The 24,117-nt window shown below is 69.3% G+C and carries 23 protein-coding genes; 11 read left to right on the top strand and 12 right to left on the bottom strand.

The annotated features are described in order from the left end of the window. Window positions 1-20 precede the first annotated feature (20 nt). Window positions 21-356: a hypothetical protein gene (locus tag ACOEQ2_RS02710; RefSeq protein WP_419729851.1), complete on the bottom strand. Its 336-nt coding sequence runs from the start codon at window positions 354-356 to the stop codon at window positions 21-23. A 292-nt stretch (window positions 357-648) separates the two neighbouring features. Here ACOEQ2_RS02710 and ACOEQ2_RS02705 point away from each other — a divergent pair, with 292 nt between their 5' ends. Beyond that, a complete protein-coding gene (locus ACOEQ2_RS02705; protein WP_419729850.1) occupies window positions 649-1,056 on the top strand; it encodes a hypothetical protein in 408 nt (135 codons plus the stop codon). Between the two features lie 86 nt (window positions 1,057-1,142). Here the strand turns inward: ACOEQ2_RS02705 and ACOEQ2_RS02700 are convergent, their stop codons facing one another. Further along, the gene (locus ACOEQ2_RS02700) at window positions 1,143-1,595 is read right to left on the bottom strand and encodes a GlcG/HbpS family heme-binding protein (RefSeq protein WP_419729849.1); all 453 of its coding nucleotides are present in this window, start codon (window positions 1,593-1,595) and stop codon (window positions 1,143-1,145) included. 163 nt (window positions 1,596-1,758) lie between these two features. On the opposite strand from ACOEQ2_RS02700, the gene nadA reads away from it, so the two are divergent. The 3 genes from nadA to nadC are packed head-to-tail and all read left to right on the top strand — an operon-like array spanning window position 1,759 to window position 5,170. Beyond that, a complete protein-coding gene (gene nadA, locus ACOEQ2_RS02695) occupies window positions 1,759-2,757 on the top strand; it encodes a quinolinate synthase NadA (protein WP_419729848.1) in 999 nt (332 codons plus the stop codon). A 50-nt stretch (window positions 2,758-2,807) separates the two neighbouring features. Continuing rightward, window positions 2,808-4,328, top strand: coding sequence for an L-aspartate oxidase (locus ACOEQ2_RS02690; RefSeq protein ID WP_419729847.1), 1,521 nt, complete (start codon window positions 2,808-2,810; stop codon window positions 4,326-4,328). Beyond that, window positions 4,325-5,170 (top strand): carboxylating nicotinate-nucleotide diphosphorylase, encoded by an 846-nt coding sequence (gene nadC, locus ACOEQ2_RS02685; protein ID WP_419729846.1) that lies wholly within the window; start codon window positions 4,325-4,327, stop codon window positions 5,168-5,170. The genes ACOEQ2_RS02690 and nadC overlap by 4 nt, the downstream gene beginning before the upstream one ends. Window positions 5,171-5,288: 118 nt before the next feature. On the opposite strand, the gene ACOEQ2_RS02680 is transcribed toward nadC, so the two are convergent. The 3 genes from ACOEQ2_RS02680 to alaS all read right to left on the bottom strand — a co-directional run bounded on the left by ACOEQ2_RS02680 (window position 5,289) and on the right by alaS (window position 10,483). Next, the gene (locus tag ACOEQ2_RS02680; RefSeq protein WP_419729845.1) at window positions 5,289-5,660 is read right to left on the bottom strand and encodes a DUF4174 domain-containing protein; all 372 of its coding nucleotides are present in this window, start codon (window positions 5,658-5,660) and stop codon (window positions 5,289-5,291) included. A gap of 248 nt (window positions 5,661-5,908) precedes the next feature. After that, the gene (locus ACOEQ2_RS02675; protein ID WP_419729844.1) at window positions 5,909-7,744 is read right to left on the bottom strand and encodes a glycoside hydrolase family 15 protein; all 1,836 of its coding nucleotides are present in this window, start codon (window positions 7,742-7,744) and stop codon (window positions 5,909-5,911) included. A gap of 72 nt (window positions 7,745-7,816) precedes the next feature. After that, window positions 7,817-10,483, bottom strand: a complete 2,667-nt coding sequence (alaS, locus tag ACOEQ2_RS02670; protein ID WP_419729843.1) for an alanine--tRNA ligase — start codon at window positions 10,481-10,483, stop codon at window positions 7,817-7,819. 196 nt (window positions 10,484-10,679) lie between these two features. Between alaS and ACOEQ2_RS02665 the strand changes: the two genes are divergently transcribed. Genes ACOEQ2_RS02665 through ACOEQ2_RS02655 form a run of 3 tightly spaced genes read left to right on the top strand, consistent with a single transcriptional unit; the run spans window position 10,680 to window position 13,077 of the window. Then, complete coding sequence (locus ACOEQ2_RS02665) at window positions 10,680-11,051, top strand: MAPEG family protein (RefSeq protein ID WP_419729842.1); 372 nt, start codon at window positions 10,680-10,682, stop codon at window positions 11,049-11,051. A gap of 15 nt (window positions 11,052-11,066) precedes the next feature. Continuing rightward, complete coding sequence (locus ACOEQ2_RS02660) at window positions 11,067-11,966, top strand: transglutaminase family protein (protein ID WP_419729841.1); 900 nt, start codon at window positions 11,067-11,069, stop codon at window positions 11,964-11,966. 49 nt (window positions 11,967-12,015) lie between these two features. Beyond that, entirely contained in the window at window positions 12,016-13,077 is a 1,062-nt protein-coding gene (locus ACOEQ2_RS02655; RefSeq protein ID WP_419729840.1) for a radical SAM protein, read from the top strand. Here ACOEQ2_RS02655 and ACOEQ2_RS02650 read toward each other — a convergent pair. Next, window positions 13,022-13,864 (bottom strand): TVP38/TMEM64 family protein, encoded by an 843-nt coding sequence (locus tag ACOEQ2_RS02650; RefSeq protein WP_419729839.1) that lies wholly within the window; start codon window positions 13,862-13,864, stop codon window positions 13,022-13,024. The two genes, ACOEQ2_RS02655 and ACOEQ2_RS02650, sit on opposite strands and share 56 nt — an antisense overlap. 4 nt (window positions 13,865-13,868) lie before the next feature. Continuing rightward, a complete protein-coding gene (locus tag ACOEQ2_RS02645; protein WP_419729838.1) occupies window positions 13,869-14,636 on the bottom strand; it encodes a glycosyltransferase family 2 protein in 768 nt (255 codons plus the stop codon). Window positions 14,637-14,741: 105 nt separating this feature from the next. On the opposite strand from ACOEQ2_RS02645, the gene ACOEQ2_RS02640 reads away from it, so the two are divergent. Beyond that, window positions 14,742-16,061, top strand: a complete 1,320-nt coding sequence (locus ACOEQ2_RS02640) for a hypothetical protein (RefSeq protein WP_419729837.1) — start codon at window positions 14,742-14,744, stop codon at window positions 16,059-16,061. A 30-nt stretch (window positions 16,062-16,091) separates the two neighbouring features. On the opposite strand, the gene ACOEQ2_RS02635 is transcribed toward ACOEQ2_RS02640, so the two are convergent. From ACOEQ2_RS02635 to aroB, 5 genes are all read right to left on the bottom strand, one after another. Then, window positions 16,092-16,484: a hypothetical protein gene (locus ACOEQ2_RS02635; protein ID WP_419729836.1), complete on the bottom strand. Its 393-nt coding sequence runs from the start codon at window positions 16,482-16,484 to the stop codon at window positions 16,092-16,094. A gap of 135 nt (window positions 16,485-16,619) precedes the next feature. Next, window positions 16,620-17,930, bottom strand: coding sequence for a cystathionine gamma-synthase family protein (locus ACOEQ2_RS02630; RefSeq protein ID WP_419729835.1), 1,311 nt, complete (start codon window positions 17,928-17,930; stop codon window positions 16,620-16,622). Continuing rightward, a complete protein-coding gene (locus ACOEQ2_RS02625) occupies window positions 17,930-18,436 on the bottom strand; it encodes a GtrA family protein (RefSeq protein WP_419729834.1) in 507 nt (168 codons plus the stop codon). Before ACOEQ2_RS02625 ends, ACOEQ2_RS02630 begins: the two co-directional genes overlap by 1 nt. Window positions 18,437-18,539: 103 nt before the next feature. Continuing rightward, window positions 18,540-19,682, bottom strand: a complete 1,143-nt coding sequence (locus ACOEQ2_RS02620) for an OmpA family protein (RefSeq protein WP_419729833.1) — start codon at window positions 19,680-19,682, stop codon at window positions 18,540-18,542. A 297-nt stretch (window positions 19,683-19,979) separates the two neighbouring features. After that, complete coding sequence (aroB, locus tag ACOEQ2_RS02615) at window positions 19,980-21,593, bottom strand: 3-dehydroquinate synthase (protein WP_419731119.1); 1,614 nt, start codon at window positions 21,591-21,593, stop codon at window positions 19,980-19,982. 264 nt (window positions 21,594-21,857) lie between these two features. Here aroB and ACOEQ2_RS02610 point away from each other — a divergent pair, with 264 nt between their 5' ends. From ACOEQ2_RS02610 to ACOEQ2_RS02600, 3 genes are read left to right on the top strand one after another with little or no spacing between them, the layout of a single operon-like run. Further along, window positions 21,858-22,004 (top strand): hypothetical protein, encoded by a 147-nt coding sequence (locus tag ACOEQ2_RS02610; protein ID WP_419729832.1) that lies wholly within the window; start codon window positions 21,858-21,860, stop codon window positions 22,002-22,004. A 3-nt stretch (window positions 22,005-22,007) separates the two neighbouring features. Continuing rightward, complete coding sequence (locus ACOEQ2_RS02605) at window positions 22,008-23,069, top strand: tyrosine recombinase (RefSeq protein ID WP_419729831.1); 1,062 nt, start codon at window positions 22,008-22,010, stop codon at window positions 23,067-23,069. A 12-nt stretch (window positions 23,070-23,081) separates the two neighbouring features. Further along, a complete protein-coding gene (locus ACOEQ2_RS02600) occupies window positions 23,082-24,113 on the top strand; it encodes an acetyl-CoA carboxylase carboxyltransferase subunit alpha (RefSeq protein ID WP_419729830.1) in 1,032 nt (343 codons plus the stop codon). Window positions 24,114-24,117 lie beyond the last annotated feature (4 nt).

Below are 24,117 nucleotides of genomic sequence, written 5' to 3'. Positions count from 1 at the left end.
AGACGTCGGCGCGGGAGGCCTTATCGTCGCGGAGGCTGGCCAATCCTCTTCAACCGATCCCACGATGAACTCTTTCCGGTGGGCGCCGCTTGTCGCTGAGCGATGGCCCATTCCCGTGCCTCGCGCGCGTCCGCGTCTGCGTCGAAAGCCTCATGGTCGTAGCGGAGCGCGATCGCCTCACGCCATTCCGGCGAGGCTGACCAGCGGTCGAGGTAGCCGGCTTTTCCGACGGGTGTCAGCAGCCGCCAAAACGGTAGCCAGGTCAGAACGATATAGGTCTCTGCCAGACCCTGATTGGTAGATGCGGCGGTGGTCAGGCCGGGAAGCGCAATCCACGGCGGAGCCAGGTCGTCCATTTTAATGCACCTCGACATCATCCGCGATCCGAGGGACGCTCATCGGAACCGTCGACAGCCGTCGGCAAACAAGCGGCTTTGAAAATAGTTTCGACCAATCGGCCCTGGAGCTGCAAGGCGGCAAGCGCGCTTCGGCTGTGATGATCGATCGACTGCTCCGACAGCGCCTATCGGACGCCACGGGAGGCGCAATCGGCATGATCGGGAGCGGTGTCAAGGGCGTGCTCAAGGACGTGGTCGTCTGGATGACGTCTGAAGCCGGATCATTGGGTTCGGGTCGCTGACGGCTGCCATGCGGGATCCGATCTACTGGCAACGCCTTCGTCGAGACAAAGCATCCGGGCTTGCAGCGCTGTTTGCTATCGGCGCGTGCGGCGTGACCATGGTGGGGCTGATCGAGTTGCTGCTGCCAAGCTCACAGGCAAACCATCGCGAGAACCCGTTCTACTGGATGCTCCTGTTGCCATTCGGCTGGTGGGGCGTCGAGCTCGTGAATTACACGCCGCGAATATCCTGGACACTGGTTCCGGCCCTGGGAACGGGTCCTGCAGTTGCTCTCGTGTGTGCAGCAACCAGCTGGTCATTGGTCAGCGACAACACGGCCTGGCTGGTGATCCTTGGAGTTTCCGTTCTGTTCGGTCTCCTTGGGGCGGTGTTCTACAGTCGGAGCATGTTGCGTCGAGAAGGGCCCGCGCGGTAGCGCCCAGGTTCCGGGCGGCGGCCGAATTTCCGCTGTCATCGACAGCGTCTTCCGTTTGCCAGTCGACACTTGCCGGCGAGCAGGACCTACAGAACACGCTCTCTCGCCCGATCAGGTTGGTCCCCCCGGCGCTCCTGCAGCGCCGCGAACCCCTCCAGCACCGCTCGACACACCGCCAGATCCTGCTCGGGCGAGCCACCCGAAGATCCGACGCCGCCCACGACGACACCCTCGTGCACCAGCGGCATTCCACCCGCGAGCGGCAGCCGTCCCGGGAACGCCAGCATCGCCGGATGCGCGTCTGCCTGCTCCTGCAACGTGGCCGTCGCACTGCGTGTGATGCTGGCGGTGCGTGCCTTCAACCAGGCAGCTTCGGGCGTATGCAGACGCGCTCCGTCGAGCCGCTCCAGCGCCAGGAGCACGCCCGCCTCGTCCACCACCGCGATGCTCACCTCCAGGTCGATCCGCTCCGCCTCGGTGCGCGCAGCCAGCATCATCACGCGAACGTCGGCGGCATCCAGGACCGGTCGGGTGTGCATCGTCGGAGTTCTCCAATGCGATCGGGGGAGGCAGCGGCACCGAATTATCCGGCCGCCCTCTTGACGATCTTATGCTCATACCCAGCATATACGGAGGCGCCACGTTGGCGTCTATTTTTCGGCCCTGGTTATGCTCTGAGTGAGCATTAAGGATCCTGTCCCGATGCTGGATGTCCTGACTGACGTCGCACCACCCCGCCTCGCACCGCTCTATGACCGGGTGCGGCGGGTCGTGCCGCCGGCCGAGTGGTCGCTGTTCGCCGACGACATCGAGGCGATCCTCGAGCTCAAGCGCACCCGCAACGCGGTCATCCTGGCACACAACTACCAGACGCCGGAGATCTTCCACTGCGTCGCCGACATCGTCGGCGACAGCCTGGCACTGGCCCGCGAGGCGCAGAATGTCGAGGCTGACATCATCGTGATGGCCGGCGTGCACTTCATGGCCGAAACCGCGAAGCTGCTGAACCCGACCAAGCGGGTGCTGCAACCGGACATGCGCGCCGGCTGCTCGCTCGCCGACAGCATCACCGCCGCCGACGTCCGGCTGCTGCGCCAGCGCTACCCGGGCGTGCCGGTGGTCACCTACGTCAACACGTCCGCAGCCGTGAAGGCCGAGAGCGACATCTGCTGCACGTCGGGAAACGCCAAGCGCATCGTCGAGCAGCTTGCCCGCGAGGGTGCCGACAGCGTCATCATGATCCCGGACGAGTACCTGGCGCAGAACATCGCCCGCGAGACCGGGATCCGCATGATCACCTGGGCCGGCCATTGCGAAGTGCATGAGCGCTTCACCGCCGCCGAGATCCGCCGGCTGCGCGCCGAGCATCCGGGCGTGGTGGTGCTGGCGCATCCGGAATGCCCGCCCGACGTGGTCGCCGAGGCGGATTTCTCCGGCTCCACCGCGGGCATGTCGGACTTTGTCGCCAGCGGCCAGGCGGCGCGGGTGGTGCTGATCACCGAGTGCTCGATGAGCGACAACCTGGCCGTGCAGCACCCGACCGTCGATTTTATCCGGCCCTGCAACCTGTGCCCGCACATGAAGCGGATCACCCTGCCGGCGCTGCGCCACAGCCTGGAGACGCTGACCACCGAGGTCACCATCGAGGCGCATCTGGCGGTCCGGGCACGGCAGGCGGTCGAGCGGATGCTCGCTCTTTAGGCGTTCGAGCGGGTGCTTGCATCCCAACCATGAACGAGGATCCTCGTAGCATGACCACGATCATTGTCGGCTCCGGCCTGGCCGGGCTGCTGACCGCACTCGAGCTGGCGCCGCGCCCCTGCGTGCTGCTGACCCGCGCCCCGCTCGGCGCCGAGGCTTCCAGCGGCTGGGCGCAGGGCGGCATCGCGGCCGCGATCGGCGCCGACGACAGTCCTGCGCTGCAACTCGAGGACACGCTCCTGGCCGGCGCCGGCCTGTGCGATCCGGTGGTGGCGGAAGCGATCACCGCCGCCGGCCCGAAGGTGATCGAGACGCTCGCGGCGTACGGCGTCCGCTTCGACCGCACACCCGAGGGGACGTTCGCACTCGGCCTGGAGGCGGCACATTCGCGCCGGCGCATCGTGCATGCACAGGGCGACTCGACGGGTGCCGAGATCGTTCGCGCCTTGGTCGAGGCGGTGCGGGCGACGCCGTCGATCACCGTCCTGAGCGGCGCGCTGTTCCGCCGCCTGGTGGTCGCAAATGGCCGCATCAGCGGCGTGGTGTTCGAGCGTGACGGCGAGCAGACGACGCTGTCCGCCAGCCAGGTCGTGCTCGCGACCGGCGGCGCCGGCGGCCTGTTCCGCGACACCACCAACCCGCTGGGCTCCACCGGCACCGGCCTTGCCGCGGCCGCGCGAGCGGGTGCCAGGCTGGGCGACCTGGAATTCGTGCAGTTCCATCCGACGGCGTTGGCGACGGGAGCGAGCGTCGGCGACCTGCCGATGCCGCTGGTCAGCGAGGCGGTGCGCGGCGAGGGTGCGACCCTGGTCGACGAGACCGGACAGCGCTTCATGCAGAACGAGCTGGCGCCGCGCGACGTGGTGTCGCGTGCCGTCTGGAAGCATCTGTCGGAGGGCCACCAGGTGTTCCTCGATGCGCGCGCCTGCCTGGGCGAGCGCTTCCCCGCACGGTTCCCAGGCATCACCGCGCTGTGCCGGGCGCGGGGCGTCGATCCCGTGTCCATGCCGATCCCGGTGCGTCCGGCGGCGCATTACCACATGGGCGGCATCCTGGTGGACGCGTGCGGCCGCAGCGACATCCCCGGCCTGTATGCGGCGGGAGAGGTCGCCTGCACCGGGTTGCACGGCGCCAACCGGCTGGCCAGCAACTCGCTGCTGGAAGCGGCGGCCTGCGCCATCACCGTCGCCCGGACGATCGCCGCCGAGGCTGCGGCTGACCCCGTGACGACGCCGGCGGACACCGTGGCCGGCTCTCCGGCTGCCACGGATCGGGGCGACCGTCTGCAGATGGTGCGCGAGATCATGAGCCGTGGCGCCGGCGTGCTGCGCAACGAGGCCGGGCTCGAACACGCGATCGTCCAGCTGGCGCCGATGGCCGGCGAGAGCGATGCGGCGCTGGTCGGCCTGATGGTCTGCGTCTCGGCGCTGGAGCGTCGGGAGAGCCGCGGCGGCCACTCCCGCACCGACTATCCGGCGACGGCACCGGTCGCGGTTCGCCGCAGCATCACGCTGGCGGAGGCGCTGTCGGTGGCGGACGGGCTCGCCGGTCGACAGAGGATCGCCTCGTGAGCCCGCTCCCCGACGTGATGCTGGAGCCGCTGGTGCGCGCGGCGCTGCTCGAGGATCTTGGCCGCGCCGGCGACATCACCACCGACGCCATCGTTCCCGAGAGCCTGCACACCCGCTGCGTCCTGCAGGCGCGCGAGCCCGGTGTCGTCGCCGGCCTCGATCTTGCCCGGCTCGCATTCGCGCTGGTCGAGCCGCGGCTGGTGTTGACCATCGACCGCCCGGACGGCTCCGCGATCAAACCCGGCGACCGCATCGCCAGCATCGAGGGCCCGGCACGCGGCGTGCTGATCGGCGAGCGGGTGGCGCTGAACTACCTGTCGCACCTGAGCGGCATCGCATCGGCGACCAACCGCGTGGTGCGTGCCGTCGAGGGCACCAAGGCCCGCATCTGCTGCACGCGCAAGACCATCCCGGGCCTGCGCGCTCTCCAGAAATACGCCGTGCGCGTCGGTGGCGGGATGAACCACCGCTTCGGCCTCGATGATGCCGTGCTGATCAAGGACAACCACATCGCCATCGCCGGTGGCGTGCGCATCGCCATCGAGCGTGCTCGAGCCGCGGTCGGCCACCTGGTCAAGATCGAAGTCGAGGTCGACACCTTGGGCCAGCTCGAGGAGGCGCTGTCGGTCGGCATGGACGCCGTGCTGCTCGACAACATGGGCCCGGACATGCTGCGCCGCGCGGTGCAGATGGTCGGCGGCCGCGCGATCACCGAGGCGTCCGGCCGGGTGACACCGGAGACCGCGCCGGCGCTGGCGGCGACCGGTGTCGACCTGATCTCGATCGGCTGGCTCACGCACTCGGTGTCGGTGCTGGATATCGGGCTCGATTACGCCGCCTAAAGGTCTCGCTTCGATATTTCGTGAAATCGGAAAGCGCCCGGCGGGACACCGTTCATGCCGGTGTCACCATGATGACCGCCACTCGGCGCGATTGACGAGGCGGCGGTCGCGCCCGCTTCTATCGCCGCATCTCGGCCCGGCGCATCGGCATCGTGTCGATCAGCGCGGTGATCTCGCGCGCGGCGACCGGCGTATCGCGACGCAGTTTGACCTGACCATCCTTGCCGACGAGCAGCACCTCGAAACTCGAGTCAGGGTCGGTGCCCAGGTCCGGCCGGTCGCGCCGGGCCGCTTCGGGCGTGACATCCTGGATGACAACGTCCCGCTCGCGCAGTGCGGCCGCGTCATGCTCGAGCCCGGCATGCTGCTCCGAAACCCGCGGATCGTTCGCATGGCCGACCACAATCACCAGACGGTGCGGCGACTGCGCGACCGCGGGTGCTGCCAGGAGTCCCAGTGCCATCATGCCACTCCCCAGGTTCATGCGCATCGAGCACCTCCCGGCCGATGAACCGGACCCGGAGCGGAATGGTTGCAGTTGAGGCAACCGCGACGGCGGGCCTGGCCAGTTTCGCTCCCGATGCACGCTGACATCACAGGAACGACGGCAGGCATCAGAAGCGTCCGTATCCCGAACGGATGACACACGAGCCGCGCTTCCCGAACTGCGGTCGGTGAAACCGACGGCTGCAAAGCCAAGGCGCGGATCTCATAATCACGAACGGCAAACTGGCGTTGTCACGCTGCGTCAGGCAACCCGAAATCCGCGATCGTGCCCTGCAGCCGCAGCGCGTTGTTGATCACCGCCATGTGGGTAAAGGCCTGGGGGAAATTGCCGCGCTGTTCGCCCGTTGCAGCGTCGATTTCCTCCGCATACAGACCGAGATCGTTGCCGCGGCCGAGCAGTCTTTCGAACAGGTCGGTGGCATCGCGGGTGCGTCCGCCCAGCGCCAGCACGCCGACCCGCCAGAACGCGCAGGCGGTAAAGGTCGCCTCGTCGCCCTCCAGCCCGTCCTCGGTGCGATAGCGATACAGGAGGTCGCCGTCGCCCAGCTCGCGCTCGATCGCCGCCATCGTGCTGTGCAGCCGCGGATCGTGCGGATCGATCGCCCCGAACACCACCAGCCGCAGCACCGACGCATCCAGCGCGTGCTTGCCATACCCCATGGTGTAGGCCTGGCGCTGATCGTTCCAGCCACGCTCGAGAAACTCTGCCTTGAGCTCCTCGGCGGTGCGCTCCCACGCCGCGATCATCGCCGCATCGAACGTGCCGATGCGTCGCGCCATCGCCGCGGCGCAACTGACCGCCACCCAGATCATCGCCTGGCTGTGCAGAACCACCTGCTTGCCGTCGCGCATTTCCCAGATGCCCTGGTCGGGCCTGTTCCGGAGCGCCAATGCCGCGTCGACCAGGTTCGGCAGCACCTCCGGCAGATGGTCGTTGACCTTCTGCGGCGGGTCGAAATCGACCGCATTCAGGAAGTCGTGCAGCGCCGCCAGCAACTCGCCGTAGATGTCGCTCTGGGTCTGGCCCGACGCCGCATTGCCGATCCGCACCGGGCCGACGCCCCGCCAGCCTTCGAGATGATCGAGCGTCGTCTCCTCAGGCATCTCGCCGTCGATGCTGTACATCAGTTTCAGGGTGCGCCCGCGGTTCGGCTCCGCATCGCGCAGGAAACGCAGGAACTCCGCAGCTTCGCGCGTGTATCCGAGCCGCGCGAACGACGACACGGTGAAGCTCGCATCGCGCAGCCAGGTGAAGCGGTAATCGAAGTTCCGGTTGCCCGGGACCGCCTCGGGAAGCGACGTCGTCGGCGCCGCAACGATCGCGCCGGTCGGCGAGTATGTCAGCAGCTTGAGGCACAGCGCGCTGCGCACGACGGCGTCGCGATAGGGGCCCTGGTAGGTGCAGCGAGCGCTCCACTGTTCCCAGTAGCGCCGCGTCTGCTCCAGCCGTTCGAGCGCGTGATCGACCTTGGCAAGCGGCGGACGCTCGTCATGCCCGTGTGTCAGCACCAGGATCGCGCGCTCGCCGGCCTGCAGCCGGAACGCCATCCGCGCCTGGCGTCCGTCGATCTCGGGCGTGAGCGAGCCGCCGGCGCGCAACCGGTCGGGGCCGGCCTCGAACAGCACGCTGTCGCCGTCGATCGCGGCGCTGCAATAGATCCGGGCGTAATCGAAGGTCGGGCGGATCACGAAGCTGCCGGAAATGCTGCCGCTCTCGCACACCAGCAGCCGGATCAGCCGGCTCTCGTTCTCGCCGTCGGGGCCTTCCTCGGGCAGCGTATCGGGCGGATGGACCGGCATCAGGTCGGTCAGCACGCCGACGCCCGTCTCGCACGCGAAGCGCGTTTCCAGGATGTTGGTATCGGGCAGGTAGCGGCGCGAGCGGGCCATGCGGCGGTCGAGCTCGATCCGGCACGAGCCGCCCCTTGTGTCGTCGAGCAGCCGCAGGAACAGGGCAGGGCTGTCGTGCCTGGGCCAGCACAGCCAGTCGATCGAGCCGTCACGGTCGATCAGCGCGGTGCTGTGGGTGTCGCCGATCAGCCCGTAGTCAGAGATTTGATTGTACAAGATTGTGTCCGGTCGGTGCCAAGTCCACGAGAACGGGCGGGCGCCTCCTGGTTTCCGTCGGGCGCCCGCCGATTACGCCGCCAGGTCGGGTGCGATCGCCGCGCGCACGGCGGTCAGCGCGTCATCGGCGCGATCCGCATCCGGCCCGCCGGCCTGGGCCAACTCCCGCTTGCCACCGCCGCCCTTGCCGCCGAGTGCGGCACTGCCGGCCCGCACCAGCGCCACCGCATCCAGCCGTCCGGTGAGGTCGGGCGACACCCAGACCACCATGCTGGCCTTGCCTTCCGCGGTCGACACCAGCGCCACCACCCCGGAGCCGAGGCCGCTGCCGATCTCCTCCGCCAACCCCTTCAGCTCCCGCGGTGGCAGCTCGCCGAGGTTGCGGCCGGAGAACGCGACATCGCCCAGCTGCTCGACCGATCCGGCCGCGGCGCCACCGGTGGCGACCTTGCGCTGCAGCTCGGAGATCTGCCGCTCGAGCCCGCGTCGTTCCTCGAGCAGCACCGACAGCCGGTCGACCGCTTCCGCCGGCGGCACCCGCAGCAGCCCGGCGAGCTGGTTCAGCCGCGCCTCGGTCAGCAGCGCCGCATGCTCGGCACTCCGCCCGGTGACCGCCTCGATCCGACGCACCCCGGCCGACACGCCGCTCTCCGAGGTGATCCGGAACAGTCCGATATCGCCGGTGCGCCGGACATGGGTGCCGCCGCATAGCTCGATCGAGTAGGCGCCGCGGGGCTCTCCATCGGGGTCCGCCATCGGCTCGCCCATCGAGACCACGCGGACCTCGTCGCCATACTTCTCGCCGAACAGCGCCATCGCGCCCTGTGCCACCGCCTGTTCCGGCGTCATCAGCCGGGTCGTGACCTCGGCATTCTCGCGGATCTTCTCGTTGACCTCGGTCTCGACGAGAGCGAGCTCCTCCGGTGTGATCGGCCGCGGCTGGGCGACATCGAAGCGCAACCGGTCGGGCGCGTTCAGGCTGCCCTTCTGGCTGACATGGGTGCCGAGCCGGCGACGCAGCGCCGCGTGCAGCAGGTGAGTCGCCGAGTGGTGCGCACGGATGTCGCTGCGCCGAGCATGGTCGACCATTGCGGTGACCGGCGCGCCGACCCGCGCGGTGCCCGCAACCACGCGCCCGACATGCACGAACAGCTCGCCCAGCTTCTTCTGGGTGTCGGTGATCTCGATGCGGAAATCCGACCCCGCGATGACGCCCGCATCACCCACCTGGCCGCCGCTCTCGGCATAGAACGGCGTCTGGTTGAGCAGCACGAACACGTCCTGGCCCGTCGCCGCCGTCGTGATCGAGGCGCCGTCGGCCACCAGCGCCAGAATTTCGGCGTCGGCCTGCTCGGTCGAGTAGCCGAGGAATTCCGCGTTGCCCACGCGCTCGCGCAGCTCGAACCAGACCTGCTCGGTGGCGGCGTCACCGGAGCCCGCCCAGGCCGCGCGGGCCCTGGTGCGCTGCACCTGCATCGCGGCCTCGAAGCCCGGCAGGTCGACCGCTTGGCCACGCTCCCGCAGCGCATCCTGGGTCAGGTCGAGCGGGAAGCCGAAGGTGTCGTACAGCTTGAACGCCACGTCACCGGGGAGCGCCTGGCCCTCGCCGAGCCGTGCGGTTTCATCGGCCAGCAGCGAGAGTCCGCGCTCCAGCAGCGCCTTGAAGCGATCCTCCTCGAGCCGCATGGTCTCGCGGATCAGCGCCTCGGTCTGGCCGAGCTCGGGGTAGGCGGCTCCCATCTGCCGCACCAGGGCAGGGACCAGCTTGTGGAACACCGGCTCGGTGGTGCCCATCATGTGCAGGTGGCGCATCGCGCGGCGCATGATCCGGCGCAGCACGTAGCCGCGGCCGTCCTTGGCCGGCAGCACGCCGTCGGCGATCAGGAACGAGGACGAGCGCAGATGGTCGGCGACTACGCGGTGGCTGGTCTTGAACGGTCCGTCCGGGTCCTGCCCGGTGGCCTCGGCGGAGGCCAGGATCAGGGCGCGCAGGGTGTCGGTGTCGTAGTTGTCGTGCTTGCCCTGCATGATCGCGGCGAACCGCTCGAGCCCCAGCCCGGTATCGATCGAAGGCCGCGGCAGCGGGTTCCGGGTGCCCGGCGGGTCCTCGAAATACTGCATGAACACCAGGTTCCAGATCTCGATGAACCTGTCGCCATCCTCGTCCGGCGACCCGGGCGGGCCTCCGGGGATGTGGTCGCCATGGTCGTAGAAGATCTCCGAGCAGGGCCCGCACGGACCGGTGTCGCCCATGCGCCAGAAGTTGTCGGCGGTCGGGATGCGGATGATGCGGCTCTCCGGCAGCCCGGCGATGCGCTTCCAGAGCGAGGCCGCCTCGTCATCCTCGGAATACACGGTGGCGAGCAGCCGCTCCGGGTTCAGGCCGAACTCCTGTGTCACCAGGTTCCAGGCGAACTCGATGGCGAGCGGCTTGAAGTAATCGCCGAAGGAGAAATTCCCCAGCATCTCGAAGAAGGTGTGGTGCCGGGCGGTGTAGCCGACATTGTCCAGGTCGTTGTGCTTGCCGCCCGCCCGCACGACCTTCTGCGCGCTCACCGCACGGTTGTACGGCCGCGTTTCCTGGCCGGTGAACACGTTCTTGAACTGCACCATGCCGGCATTGGTGAACAGCAGGGTGGGGTCGTTGCGCGGAACCAACGGGCTGCTCGGCACGACCTGGTGGTCGTGGCGGGCGAAGTAGTCGAGGAAGGTGGCGCGGATGTCGTTGCTGGAGGCCATGGCGGGCGAGGGACGATCCTGGATATGACACCCTCCACTAGCCCAGCCACCGTGGTTGCGGAAGTGTGTCGCCCTTGGGGCGCTCGCACGTTGCCCTTGGGGCGCTCGCACGTCGCCCATGGGGCGCTCGCATAATCGCCGCAGGGCGCTCGCATGACCGCCTGTGCGGCGCCCGCATCACCCGAGGAATACGCCCATGCATCTTGCCTACTGGATGATCCTGCTGGCCGCCGTGCTGCCTTATGTCATGGCGGGGCTCGCGAAAGGCGGCGGCGGCGTCGACAACGCCCAGCCGCGGGTCGGGCTGGAGCAGCTGCAGGGCTGGCGGAAGCGCGCCGACTGGGCCCAGCGCAACCATTTCGAGGCGTTCCCGGCCTTCGCCGCGTCGGTTTTCGTCGCCGAGCTGGCCCATGCCGGGCAGCACGCGATCGACGTGCTGGCCGGGCTCTTCATCCTGTTCCGCATCGGCTACAGCGTCGGCTACATTGCAGGCCGGCCGGCGGTGCGGTCGAGCTGCTGGCTCGGCGGCGTGGTGTGTGTGGTGGCGTTGTTCTGCATCGGCGCCTGAGCATGGGGGATGTCCATGGCTGAACCTGGAGAGGCCCTGGCGGCGATCGGCATGCTGCCGGACGTCGAGATCGATCCCGCCCCGGCAGCGCTGCAACTCGCCCGGCTGGATGCGTCCGGCCCGGACTGGCAGCAGGCAACCGAGCATCTCTCGGTGCTGGCCCGCGATGCCGCCGCGGTCGGTGCGGTGATGTCGGGGCGCTCGCAGGAGGCGCGGATCGGCGCGCTGGCCGGGCTGCTGCACGCGCATCACGGCTATCGCGGCGACGTCGAGCATTACGACGACCTCGACAACGCCAACCTGATCCGGGTGATCGAGCGGCGCCGCGGCCTGCCGGTGGCACTCGGCGTGCTCTGGCTGCACTGCATCCGGGCCGCCGGCTGGGAGGGGCACGGCATCGACTTCCCGGGCCACTTCATGGTGGCGCTGATCGCCGCGCCCGAGCGGGTGGACTCGCGGCGGGTGCCGGGGATCGACGGCGACACCGACCGCAGCCGGCACACGCGCCAGCCGAAGCGGATGCTGATCGACCCGTTCGGCAATGGTGCTTCGATCGGCAGCGTGCAGCTGCTGGCGATGCTGCAACGGGGCGGCGCCGATGACATCCCGCTCACGCCGGGCATGACCCGCCCGATGGCGACCCGCGACGTGCTGCTCAGGCTGCAGCGCAACCTGGTGCAAAGGCGCCTGTTGGCAGGTGAGCTGAAGGCGGCCTTGCGGTCGCTCGAGGGGATGCTGCTGATCGCGCCGGACGTCATGGCGAACTGGCTCGACGCCGCCGAGCTCAATCACGGGATCGGACGCATGCTGGAAGCCCGGCGCTGCCTCGAGCAGGTGCTGACCAAGGCGCCCTCGAGCGACGCGGCGCGGCATGCGCAGGCCCGGCTCGATGCGTGGACGCGCCCCGAGAGTTGATCGCTCATGGCGCTTGGAGCGCGTGCGATCCGATCCGATCTGATACTGAATGGCTGTCGATCGTCCCTGGATCCCCAAGCGCGTGCTGGTCACCCCGTCGGCGCTCGGCTTCGCGCACGGTGCGGCAATGGTGGAGCGGGCCGCGGCCGCAGGCGCCGAGATCGTCAGGCTGCCGGCCGACCGACTTGCCGGCCTGCCCGACACCTACCGGGACGCCAAGAGCACCATGGCGGTGGTGGTGGCCTCGCCGAGCCGCCGCCGGCCGCAGCCGATCCCGCCCAGTGCCGACTGGCGCTTCGACCTGGCGGAAGGCTGCCCGGCGCATTGCCAGTACTGCTACCTGGCCGGATCGCTTACCGGTCCGCCGATCATCCGCGCCTACGCCAACCTGCCCGAGATCCTGGCCGAGCTGACGCCGCTGGTGGGGCAGGGCACGATCACCTCGCGCTCCCCGGCGCGGGCCGCTGAAGGCACCACCTTCGAGTGCTCCTGCTACACCGACCCGCTCGGGATCGAGCACCTGACCGGCAGCCTGAGCGCCTGCATCAGCCACTTCGGCACCTGGCAGCTGCCCGCGGAGACGCCGGTGCAGTTGCGATTCACCACCAAGTTCGACGCCGTCGAGCCGTTGCTGGGCCTGCCGCATCATGGCCGCACCCGGGTGCGGTTCTCGCTGAACTCCCGGTCCGGCGAGCGCTACGAGGGTGGCGCCCCGCGCATGACGCGCCGGCTCGCGGCCCTGCGTGCGATGGCCGAGGCGGGCTATCCGATCGGATTGACGATCGCGCCGATCCTGCCGCTGATCGGATGGCGCGGGGAATACGACCGGCTGCTGGCGGACGTGGCCGAGGCCCTCGACGGCGTGGCGGTGCCCGATCTCACGGTCGAGCTGATCACCCATCGCTTCACGGACAAGTCGAAATCGGTGCTGGTCGGCTGGTATCCCGGCACCGACCTGCCGCTCGACGAGGCCGCGCGCACCCGCAAGGTGACCAAGTTCGGCACCGGCAAGTGGGTGCTGCCACGCGCCGAGATGACGGCGATGCGCGGCGTCATCACCGAGGCATTGGCGCACCGGCTCCCGCGCGCGCACGTTCTGTACTGGACGTAGCGCCACCGGATGGAGCGCCGCCGGTGGACACCTCGCTTGGCTCGTCCGGAGCCGCGTCGGAGGCGCGGGCCAACCGGCCGATGCGCAACGTCAGGACCAGCGTCGCCACGATGCCGACCCCCAGCAGCGACCACCGCGCAATCCCGGCACCGGAATTCGCCGCCTGCACCCCCACCCCGGCGAGGCACCCCAGAACCACGTAGCCAAGCAGCGCCGGCAGCGAGGCGAGCGTTCCGAGCATGAAGTCGCGTGTGGTAACGCCGGTCAGTCCGAGCGTGTAGCTGGTCGCAGCGAACGGCATCACCGGCGACAGTCGGAGCAGGCACACGGTGCGCCAGCCGTCGCGGGCGATTGCCGTGTCCAGCCTGGCCATCCATTGCCGGCGCGCGGGCGTCCGGCGGCCGAGCCAGCGCAGCACCAGAGGGCGGCCGAGCGAGCGGGCGAGCAGGAAGGCGATGATCGCACCGGCAAGCGTGCCGATCGATGCCAGCAGGAAGCCCCACACCACGCCATAGATCGCACCGGTGGCGATGCCGGTGACCGACGCCGGCAGGATCCCGGTGCAGGCGACCAGCATCTGCACCAGGGCGGTCGTGGTCCAGCCCGCCGCCCCGCTGCCGCGCGCCCACTCCAGCAGCGACCAGGCGAACGCGCCGAGTGGCTGGCGAACCCGGAGCAGGCCGACCAGCGCAACCACGGCCACCGTCGCGGCGGACGCTGCCAGCAGCAACCGGTGCGGGCGCCCGGGCCGCGACACCGACGAGGTGCGGCCGGCCGGCAGCGTCACCGGCTCACCGCTCGTGCGGCACGGCGGGTGCCGCCGGCCTGTAGAGGGCGGATTTCCGCAGTCCGAGGCGCTGCAGCCGGTAGCCGGCGGAGGTGCGCAGCACGCCCAGGCCGTATACGATGCTGCGCTGCAGGTTGATCGAGGAGGCTTCCGGGAAATACCGGGTCGGGCAGGAGATTTCGCCGACGCGGAAGCCGAAATACAGCGACTGCGCCAGCATCTGGTTGTCGAACACGAAATCGTCCGAACAGGCGTCCAGCGGCAGGCGCGTCAGCACCTGCTTCGTCCATGCACGGTACCCGGTGTGGTATTCCGACAGCTTGGCGTTGAGCAGGATGTTCTGCACCAGTGTCAGTCCGCGATTCGCGACATACTTGTAGCGCGGCATACCGCCGGCGAGCGCGCCCTTGCCGAGTATGCGCGACCCCAGCACCACGTCGTATTCGCCCGAGGCCAGCATCGATGCCATCGCGGTCACCAGCTTCGGTGCATACTGGTAGTCCGGATGCAGCATGATGACGATGTCGGCGCCACGGGCCAGCGCTTCCGCGTAGCAGGTCTTCTGGTTGCCGCCGTAGCCCTTGTTGCGGAGATGCCGGACCGTGTGGATGCCGAGTTCGGCCGCGACCTGCACGGTCTCGTCGGTGCTGGCGTCGTCGGTCAGGATGACGTCGTCGACCACGTCGTGCGGGATCTCGCCGTAGGTCTGGCGCAGCGTCCGCGCGGCGTTGTAGGCGGGGAGGACGACGGCGATCCGCTGATTGGCAATCATGATGCAGGTCCAATACAGCGTCGCGCGCCGCTCCAGAAGATGCCAACCGCACGCGCAGGGATCGGGACCGCGCGTTGATGGCCGGATCGCGCCCGCGCTAGAATAATGCCCACCGCCCGAGAGACCGTCATCGGCATGCTGATCCCGACCCGACGACGCGCCGTGCCGGCTCTCGCCTGCATGGCCGGTTTCCTGCTGCTGGCGGTGCTTTATGTCGCCGGATGGTCCGGGCTCTATCGCGGCATCATCAAGGTCTGGGGGATCGCGCCGTTCCGGTTCCCGTTCTTCGACACCGACACGGTGCTGTCCGCCGTGCGGTGCCTGCGCCGCGGCGTTGACGTCTATGTGACCAACCCATGCGACGCCCTGGGCCGGGTCTATGACTACTCGCCGCTCTGGATGGGCCTGGCGATCTTCCCGGTGACGCCCGCCTGGCTGGTGCCGATCGGACTCGCGCTCGATGGTGCGTTCCTGGTGTCGCTGTGGCTGCTGCCCGCCGGCCGTGGTCGCGCGGAGGTGGCGCTGATCACGCTTGGGGTGCTCTCCAGCGGCGTCGTGTTCGCCCTCGAGCGCGGCAACAACGACCTGGTGTTGTTCGTGCTTGCCGCCGTGACCGCGACACTCGCCTGTCGGTCACCGGCGGTCCGGCTGGTCGGCTATGCCGCCGCCTTCCTGGCCGGGCTGCTGAAATACTACCCGATGCTGCTGATGGTGGTTGCCGTCAGGGAACGGCCGATGCGCCTGGTCCGGATCGCGCTGGCTTCGGCGGCGGTCCTGGCGCTGTTCGTCGTGAGCTGCTGGCACGATCTCACCCGCGCCCTGCGCCTGATCCCGACCGGCTCCTATTTCGGCGACATGTTCGGCTCCATCACCGTGGCGGGCGGCCTCGGCGAGGTGTTCGGCCTGTCCCAGGCGACCGTCGGCTTGATCCGGGGAGCGATGTCGCTTGCCGCACTGGCAATCGGCATCCGGCTCTCGATGCGGCCCGGCATCGTGGGCGCCATCCGGGATCTGGGCGAAGATGAGCGCAGCTTCCTGCTGGTGGGTGCCCTGCTTCTGCTGGGGTGTTTCTTCACCGCGCAGAATATCGGCTACCGGGTCATCCACATCATCCTGGTGCTGCCGGCACTGACCGCCCTCGGCTGGTCCGGGCGGCATCGCCTGTTCCGTGCGACCGCGATTATGGCGCTCGCCCTGCTATGGTCGGAAGCCTGGCGGGACGGGCGGGTCATCAGGGCGACCTGGCTCAGCCAGCAGATCCGGGAGCAGATCCTGGTGCTGACCTGGCTGGCACGCGAGACGATGTGGTGGTGGCTGGTGACGGTGCTGATTGCCGGCACCGTCGTCCTGCTCCGCCAATCGGTCTCCGGCTCGTGGCTGATCCAGCACCTGCCGGCGACGCGCGCGACCGCCAGGGGATCCTAGGAGAAGAGCCAGCCCGAAAGAGGGGCTGCCCTAGTAGAACGGCCGGTAGGAATACGGCCGGTAGAAGTACGGGCGGTAGAACGGCCGGTACACGAACGGCACCGGGAGGGGCCGGTAGATGACCGGCGGTCCATACACATAGACCGGCCGCACCGCGACCAGCGGGACAGGCGGGGCGGGCGGCGGTGGCAGCGGCGCGACGGCAGCGACCCGATACGCGACACGGCGCCGGTGGACCACGTGATGCACCGGGTAGCTGCATCGGGCGGCGCGGTCCCTGGCGATCGAGGCCGCCAGTGGCCCCTGCAGCGGTCCGGCGGTGATCTCGGATTGCGCGGCCACGGCACGAACATGGATGGTCGCCTCGGCGGCCGGCAACTGGACCTGCTCAGGCCCTGCCGCCTTGGCCGGTCCCGCAGCCATGACGACGGCAAGTCCTGCGCTTGCCAGGCCAAGCGACCAGGGTCCTGATTTCGACTGCTTCCTTACCCGCATCACGACGCTCCCTCGATCCGGTGCTGGATGTCGTCCGGATTTAAGGTTTTCGCAGGGCGGTTTCTAGGCCGTTGCGTGATGGTCGAGCACTGCCAGCGCCTGGGCGAGGTCCGCGATGAGGTCGTCCGGATGCTCGATGCCGATGCTGAGGCGGATCAGTCCGTCGCTGACCCCGGCGGCACGGCGGATTTCCGCGGGCACCCCGGAGTGGGTGGTCGATGCGGGATGGCTGACCAGCGATTCGGTGCCGCCCAGGCTGACCGCCAGCTTGAAGATCACGAGTGCGTTGAGCACCCGGAACGCCTCCGCCTGGCCGCCGGCGATGGTGATGCTGAAGGTCGAGCCCGGCCCGGTGCACTGGCGGGCATACACGGCATCCGCCGGATCATCCGGCTGGTCCGCCCCGGGGGTCATGCCGAGCGCGAAGACCCGCTCGACCTTCGGGTGGCTGTCGAGGAAGGCCGCGACCTTCTCGGCGTTGCGGGCGGCCTCGCGCATGCGCAGCGACAACGTCTCGAGCGAGCGGCCGAGCATCCAGCAGCTATGCGGGTCGAGCTGGGTGCCGATGGCGCCGCGCAGCAGCCGGACCTGCCTGAGCATGTCGTGCGAGCCGACCGCGGCGCCGCCGATCAGGTCGCTGTGGCCGCCGACATACTTGGTCAGCGAGTAGATGACGATGTCGACGCCGTGCGCCAGCGGCGACTGGAAGATCGGCCCCAGCATGGTGTTGTCGCACAGCAGCACCGGGCGGTGGCCCTGCCGCGCGGAGATGGCGTCGCGGACCTCCGCCACCAGCGCCAGGTCGACCTGGGTGTTGAGCGGGTTGGACGGCGTCTCGACCATGATCGCGCCGACCCGGCCGGCCTGCATCGCACGGTCGGCGGCACCCTCGATCGAGGCCCGGTCGAGGCCGTTCAGGAACGCGACGGTCTCCACGCCCCAGGCCTTGAAGGTGCGGGTGAGCAGCGTCTCGGTGCCGCCATAGAGCGGCTGGCTGTGCAGGATGACGTCGCCGGGCCGCGTGTAGGAGAACAGGCAGGTGGCGATCGCGGCCATGCCGGCGCTGAACACCAGCGCAGCCTCGGCACCCTCCTGCACCGCCAGGCGGTTCTCGACGATCTCGCTGTTGGGGTGGTTGAAGCGGGAATAGACCAGCCCGGCGCCGCCCTCGGGTGCGGGCTTGCGACCGGCCACGACGTCGAAATACGCCGCACCCTCCTCGGCCGAGCGGAACACGAAGGTCGAGGTCAGGAACACCGGCGGCTTCACCGCGCCCTCGGAGAGGGCCGGATCGTAGCCGTAGCCCAGCATCAGGGTTTCGGGATGCAGCAGGTGGTCGCCGATGCTGCGCTGCCGGCTATGGTCGGTCTTCATCAGCGGAACACCAATCGGCGTGACAGGGTGAAGTTGGCGCACATGCCGGCGAGCGAGCCGGCCGCCAGGGCCACCACCGGGTGGGCGAAGCAGAACGGGCTCGACCAGGCCAGGGCGAACACGGCGCTGCGGTTCAGCACGAAGCCGAAGCCGTTGGCGCCGAGGAAGTTGAGCCACTGCCGCAGCAGGCCGTCGCGGCTCGCCCGGCCGCGGAAGGTCCAGAGCCGGTTCAGCATCCAGTTCATCGTGGCGGCGACGAAATAGGCGGCGAGCGTGGCCGCGGTGAAGCCGACGAACGGGCGCAGCGTGTAAACGGTCGAGGTGTCCCACAGGAAGCCGAACGCGCCGACGGTGCCGAACTTCATGAACTGCACGGCGAGCGACAGCAGCCGGTCCGGTCCGGAGACGACGGCGACGACGGGATCGAGGGCAGCCGCATCGGCGGCCGGAAGCGGACCGGCGTCCGGCAGGATCGTCTCGAACGGGTTCAGCGCGGTCTGGCTCACGGGTGTCTCGCTATCCCCGATGGCGTTCGGCCTACAAGTGAATTCCAACGAAAAAGGGGCGCCCTGAGGCGCCCCTTTCCCGAACGGATTCGAAGTGACGAGATCAGTGAAGGATGATCTCGACCCGACGGTTCTGCGGCTCGCGGGTGTTCGGGCCGGTGGCAACCAGCGGGTGGCTCTCGCCGTAGCCGTGGATGTCGATGGCCGAACCCGGAACGCCGTCGCGGATCAGTTCCGCCTTCACGCTCGTCGCACGACGGACCGAGAGGCCCTGGTTGTAGCGAGCGCCGCGTGCGCCGCCGTGGATCGACGAGTTGTCGGTGTAGCCGTTGACCTCGATGCGGGTGGTCTGCACGTGGGTCGAAGCCTGCGCCGCCTGGGCGACGATCTCGCGGGCGCGAGCGGTCAGGTCCGAGCGATCCCAGTCGAAGAACACCAGGTAGGTGCGGGCTTCGGACGGCGGGGCTGCCGGGACGACCGGAGCGGGCGGCGGCGGCGGCGGCGGGGCGGTGTCGAAGGCGTAGCGAACACCCAGCATGAAGCTGTGGTTGAACTGGTCGTTGAAGTCCGCATTGCCCTTGTGCAGGCCGGTCGGCGTGTAGGACGACGAGGCGTAGGCGTCCTGGTCGAGCTGGCCGAGGAAGCGGTACTCGGCGGTGAGCGCCAGGCCCGGGACCGGGGCGATGTTGTAGGCGGCGCCGACGATGCCCTGGTAGGCGAACGAGCCGTTCGTGCCACCGGTACGGTCGATGTTGCCGTTGGTGTACTGGGTCGTGTACGGCGACAGGTGGTTCCACAGGTAGCCGGCGCCGACGCCGACATACGGCGTGACAGGCAGGGCAAGGCCGAACTGCGCCAGGTCGATGTCATACAGCACGTTCACGAGCGCGCCGTAGCTCTCGGCGTGGCCGGAGGTGTCGCCCGGGACCGGGGTGCCGTGACGGTGGTTCACGTTGTTGTTGTAGTAGGCGCCCTCGAGCTCGGCGCGCAGGCCGTTGCCGAAGCCGAAGCCTGCCGAGCCTTCGCCGTTGAAGCCGTCGCCGAAGCGGAAGGTCGACTTGGAGCCGCCGACATTGTTGTTGGAGCCGTCAGCCACCGAGGTGGGGCTGTAATGGGCACCCTGGCTCTGGCGGAGGTTGTAGCCTGCGCCGAGGCTCACATAGGGGCCGGTGATCGGCTGTGCCATCGCGACGACGGAGCTCGCCGCCAGGAGGGTTGTTGCAAGTAGTGCCGTGCGCAGACGCATTGTCTCGTCCTTCTAGGATCCGTTCGACCGGCCGCCAACCATCGGCGACACAGGCTCATCGGGATGCGTAAGTGCGGTATAGTTCCTCCGGTTGCTGTTGAAGAGGGGAACAGTCGGGTCGCCGGCTATTCGGCCGGATAACCGTGTTCCGGAAGCCACAGTTCATTGCTTGACCAGAACAGATTGCCCAGGATTGGCGGTCGACCGCGGTCCGGAGCGGCTTCTTCGCGACAACCGGGCCCAGGACACACGAATCCGTGATCGACCCTTGTGGCCAAATGGTTACGGTTTCTTTAGTCATGGCGGCGGGTCGTCAACAATACAGCCTTCGGCTTGCAGCAACGCCGCGACCGCCTGCGGATCCACGACGCGGGTGGTGAAGGCCCGCCCGATGCCGCGCACCAGGATGAAGGCCAGCATCCCGTCCCGCATCTTCTTGTCGCGCTGCATGTGCGCGAGCAGCGCCGCAACCGGGAGCGGCCGGCCGCAATCGGCGATCGACGACTTCATCCCCAGCCGCTGCAGATGCGCGGTGACCAACGCGGAGTCCGCGGCCGGACACAATCCGAGCCGCACCGACAGCCGGAACGCCAGTGCCAACCCGATGCCCACCGCCTCGCCATGCAGCAGGCTGCCGTCGAACCCCATCTCGGCCTCGAGTGCGTGGGCGAAGGTATGGCCGAGATTGAGCAAGGCGCGGCCGTCGCTGGGCTTCTCCTCGTGCTCGTCCTCGCCGACCACCGCCGCCTTGAACAGGCACGCCCGACGCACCGCCTCCGCCTGGATCGGAGCGTCGCCGGCCAGCACCGCGGCGCCATGCGTCTCGCACCAGTCGAACAGTGCGGGATCGCCGATCAGCCCGGCCTTGAGGATCTCGGCATATCCCGCACGGCGCTCGCGTGGCGGCAGGGTGGCCAGCATGTCGGTGTCGGCCAGCACGGCGACCGGCTGGTGGAAGGCCCCGAGCAGGTTCTTGCCGGCCGCCGTGTTGATGCCGGTCTTGCCGCCGACGCTCGAATCGACCTGCGCCAGCAATGTGGTCGGGATCTGCACGAACGGCAGCCCACGCATCACCGAGGCCGCCGCATAGCCCGCGAGATCGCCCACGACGCCGCCGCCGAACGCGATCACCGCCGTCCGCCGCTCGACCCCCAACGCCAGCATCCGGTCGGTGACGCTGCCGAACCAGGCCAGGCTTTTCGACGCCTCGCCCGGTGGCACGATGATGGTCTCGGTGGCGATGCCGGTCTCGGCCAGCCCCGCCAGCAAGGCCGGCAGGTGCAGTCCTGCCACGATCTCGTCGGTGACCACGATCGCGCGTTTCTGCGGCAGCACCGGCGCCAGCAGCGCCCCGGCACGCGCGACCAGGCCGCGCCCGATCACCACGTCGTAGCGCGCCCGCGACAGGCTGACCGGCACACGGATCGGCGCCGCGTGCTGCGTCAGTGCGGCATGCACCAGGTCGGTGGTGTGCTCCACGCCCTCGTCGTTCACATCCACGATCAGGTCGGCCTCGGCGTAGGTGGGATGGCGCTGCTCGATCAGCGCCGACAGGATGTCGTGCGGTCGGCCCTGGGCCAGCAACGGGCGATGGCTGCGGCCACTGACCCGGCGCACCAGCACGTCGATCGGCGCACGCAACCAGACGCTGATCGCGCTGCTGCGGATCGCCGCGCGGGTCGTCGGATCCATGAAGGCGCCGCCGCCGGTGGCCAGCACGATCGGCGGGCCGCCCAGCAGCCGGCGGATCACGCCCTGCTCGCCGCGACGGAATTCGGGCTCGCCGTAGCGCGAGAACAGCTCGGCGATGCTGATCCCGGCGGCGCGCTCGATCTCGGTGTCGGCGTCCCGGAAGGCGATGCCGAGGCGGGCCGCCAGTCGCCGTCCGATGGTGGTCTTGCCGGCACCCATCAGCCCGACCAGCACGATCGAGGCGGGCGGCACGTCGCTCTGCACAGCGACGCGGGACCGTGCGGGAACGCCGCCGGACGCCGTCGGCCCGGCGCCTGCTCGATCGGCCGTGACTGTGACGGCCGATCCGGTCGAAGGCAGCGGCTCGAACGGGCGTGACATGTTGGCGACGCTACCATAGAGCCCGCATGCCAGCCATGGCGCCGCCGGATCCGGCGGCGGCAGGCGTGGCCGGGATTGAGCGCTGGAACGACGGAGGCTTGCATGAGGCGTGTGTTGGGGATCGTGCTGGGGGTGGGCGTCATCGCCCTGGGCGTCGGCTTCCTGTCGCTCGGCGCGTTTCCGCCGAAGCCGCCGCAGCACCCGGTGCATCAGGTGCTGGCGACGGACAAGCTGGCGCCGCCGTCCTAGCCGATGCGCGCGCCGGGCGTCCGGGATGACCGGCATGAGGAGGCGTTCCTCGAGATGCTGGCCGCCGAGCGCGGTGCCAGTCCGAACACGCTGAAGGCATACACCGCCGACCTCGCGGATTTCGGGTCCTATGCCCATGCAGCCGGGGAGGCCGTTGCCGCCGCCTCGGCTGCGACACTGGCCGGTTACATGGCAAGCCTCGCGCGCACCGGCCTGTCGGCACGGACGGCGGCGCGGCGGTTGTCGTGCCTGCGCCAGTTCCATCGGTTCCTGGCCCGGGAGGGGCTGCGGCCGGACGATCCGACCGCCAGGCTGGAGGCGCCGCGGGCCGGTCGGTCGTTGCCGAAGTTCCTGAGCGAGGCCGAGGTCGCGGCCTTGCTGCGGGCGACGGGTTCCGCCGGCGGCCCTGGAGGCGTCCTGCCGGAGCGGCGCCAGAAGGTCGCCGCGGCCGCGCTGGAGATCCTGTACGCGACCGGCCTGCGGATCTCGGAGATGCTGAACCTCGGCCGGGACGCGCTGGCCGGCGACGGCCAGGTGCTGCTGGTGCGTGGCAAGGGTGGTCGCGAGCGGATCGTCCCGCTCTCCGCGGAGGCGAGGTCAGCGGCGTCCGAGCTGGTGGCGAGTCGGCCGGCGTCGAGCCGGTTCCTGTTCGCCGGCAGGGACCCGGCGCGGCCGCTGACCAGGCAGGGCTTCGACCTGATCCTGCGCGAGACCGCCCTGGTGGCCGGCCTGGACCCCGGGCGGCTGTCACCGCATGTGCTGCGGCACTCGTTCGCCAGCCACATGCTGGCGCACGGAGCCGACCTGCGCAGCCTGCAGCGCCTGCTCGGACACGCCGACATCGCCACCACGCAGATCTACACCCACGTGCTGGCCGAGCGGCTGCAACGGCTGGTCGAGGCGCATCATCCGCTGGCACGCCCGTCTGCCGGCGCGGCTACGGCGGAGCAGCCAGCCGGCCCGCCGCCTTCGCAGGGCCCGCCCCCTTCGCAGAGCCAGGGGTCTTCGCGGAGCCCGGCGCCTTCGGAGCGCCAGGGGTCTTCGCAGCCGCCGGAACTGTGCTAAAGCCCGCCGGCCATGCGACAATTCCTCGACTTCGAAAAGCCGATCGCCGAGCTCGAGAACAAGATCGACGAGTTGCGCCGGATGTCCCTGCCGGTCGGCGGCGTCCCGACCGGCGTTGCCCTGCTGGCCGGCCCCGGCACCGATCGCGACGCTGCCAGCACCGACGCCGGTGCGTTGCCGATCGGCGAAGAGGTCGCGAAGCTCGAGGAGAAGGCCGAGAAGCAGCTCCGCGCGACCTACTCCAAGCTGACGCCCTGGCAGAAGGTGCAGGTCGCCCGCCATGCCCAGCGGCCGCATGCGCTCGACTACATCGCCGCCCTGATCACCGAATACGTGCCGCTCGCAGGCGATCGCTCCTTCTCCGAGGACCAGGCGGTGGTTGGCGGGCTCGGCCGATTCGAGGGCCGTCCGGTGGTGGTGATCGGGACCGAGCGCGGCTCCGACCTGGACACCAGGCTGCGGCATAATTTCGGCATGGCGCGGCCCGAGGGCTACCGCAAGGCGGTCAGGCTGGTCGAGCTCGCCGGCCGGTTCCGGCTGCCGATCCTGACCTTCGTCGACACCCCCGGCGCGTTTCCCGGCATCGATGCGGAAGCACGTGGCCAGGCCGAGGCGATCGCCCGCTCTATCGATGCCTGCCTCTCGGCGCCGGTGCCGATCCTGGCGACGGTGATCGGCGAGGGCGGCTCCGGCGGAGCGATCGCGCTGGCAGCCGGCGACCGGGTGTTCATGCTGGAGCACGCGATCTACTCGGTGATCACGCCCGAGGCGTGCTCGTCGATCCTGTGGCGCGATACCACCCAGGCCACGGCGGCGGCGGAAGCGTTGCGGCTGACGGCGCAGGACCTCAAGCAGTTCAAGCTGATCGACGAGATCATCCAGGAGCCGCTCGGCGGCGCGCAGCGCGATCCGGCGATGGTCATCGAGTCCGTGCGCCACGCGCTGGCACTGGCCCTGCCCGCGCTCTGCCTGCTCGATCCGGCAGCGCTCAAGGCGCAGCGGCGCGACAAGTACCTGGCGATGGGACGTCTCGGCGCCTTCTGAGCCG

Source organism: Lichenicola sp., assembly GCF_965198575.1.
Classification (GTDB): Bacteria; Pseudomonadota; Alphaproteobacteria; order Acetobacterales; family Acetobacteraceae; genus Lichenicola.
This window is presented reverse-complemented; position numbering and strand designations above follow the sequence as displayed.

Excerpts from the sequence above, each read along its gene's own strand:
- ACOEQ2_RS02705 (WP_419729850.1), top strand. The coding sequence starts at position 649 with ATGCGGGATCCGATCTACTGGCAACGCCTTCGTCGAGACAAAGCATCC.
- ACOEQ2_RS02640 (WP_419729837.1), top strand. The coding sequence starts at position 14,742 with ATGCCCACCGCCCGAGAGACCGTCATCGGCATGCTGATCCCGACCCGA.
- alaS (WP_419729843.1), bottom strand. The coding sequence starts at position 10,483 with ATGGCCTCCAGCAACGACATCCGCGCCACCTTCCTCGACTACTTCGCC.
- ACOEQ2_RS02710 (WP_419729851.1), bottom strand. The coding sequence starts at position 356 with ATGGACGACCTGGCTCCGCCGTGGATTGCGCTTCCCGGCCTGACCACC.
- ACOEQ2_RS02610 (WP_419729832.1), top strand. The coding sequence starts at position 21,858 with ATGAGGCGTGTGTTGGGGATCGTGCTGGGGGTGGGCGTCATCGCCCTG.
- ACOEQ2_RS02645 (WP_419729838.1), bottom strand. The coding sequence starts at position 14,636 with ATGATTGCCAATCAGCGGATCGCCGTCGTCCTCCCCGCCTACAACGCC.
- ACOEQ2_RS02655 (WP_419729840.1), top strand. The coding sequence starts at position 12,016 with ATGGCTGTCGATCGTCCCTGGATCCCCAAGCGCGTGCTGGTCACCCCG.
- ACOEQ2_RS02680 (WP_419729845.1), bottom strand. The coding sequence starts at position 5,660 with ATGCGCATGAACCTGGGGAGTGGCATGATGGCACTGGGACTCCTGGCA.
- ACOEQ2_RS02600 (WP_419729830.1), top strand. The coding sequence starts at position 23,082 with ATGCGACAATTCCTCGACTTCGAAAAGCCGATCGCCGAGCTCGAGAAC.
- nadA (WP_419729848.1), top strand. The coding sequence starts at position 1,759 with ATGCTGGATGTCCTGACTGACGTCGCACCACCCCGCCTCGCACCGCTC.
- ACOEQ2_RS02660 (WP_419729841.1), top strand. The coding sequence starts at position 11,067 with ATGGCTGAACCTGGAGAGGCCCTGGCGGCGATCGGCATGCTGCCGGAC.
- ACOEQ2_RS02635 (WP_419729836.1), bottom strand. The coding sequence starts at position 16,484 with ATGGCTGCGGGACCGGCCAAGGCGGCAGGGCCTGAGCAGGTCCAGTTG.
- ACOEQ2_RS02700 (WP_419729849.1), bottom strand. The coding sequence starts at position 1,595 with ATGCACACCCGACCGGTCCTGGATGCCGCCGACGTTCGCGTGATGATG.
- aroB (WP_419731119.1), bottom strand. The coding sequence starts at position 21,593 with ATGGGTGCCGGCAAGACCACCATCGGACGGCGACTGGCGGCCCGCCTC.
- ACOEQ2_RS02620 (WP_419729833.1), bottom strand. The coding sequence starts at position 19,682 with ATGCGTCTGCGCACGGCACTACTTGCAACAACCCTCCTGGCGGCGAGC.
- ACOEQ2_RS02690 (WP_419729847.1), top strand. The coding sequence starts at position 2,808 with ATGACCACGATCATTGTCGGCTCCGGCCTGGCCGGGCTGCTGACCGCA.
- ACOEQ2_RS02665 (WP_419729842.1), top strand. The coding sequence starts at position 10,680 with ATGCATCTTGCCTACTGGATGATCCTGCTGGCCGCCGTGCTGCCTTAT.
- ACOEQ2_RS02605 (WP_419729831.1), top strand. The coding sequence starts at position 22,008 with ATGCGCGCGCCGGGCGTCCGGGATGACCGGCATGAGGAGGCGTTCCTC.
- ACOEQ2_RS02630 (WP_419729835.1), bottom strand. The coding sequence starts at position 17,930 with ATGAAGACCGACCATAGCCGGCAGCGCAGCATCGGCGACCACCTGCTG.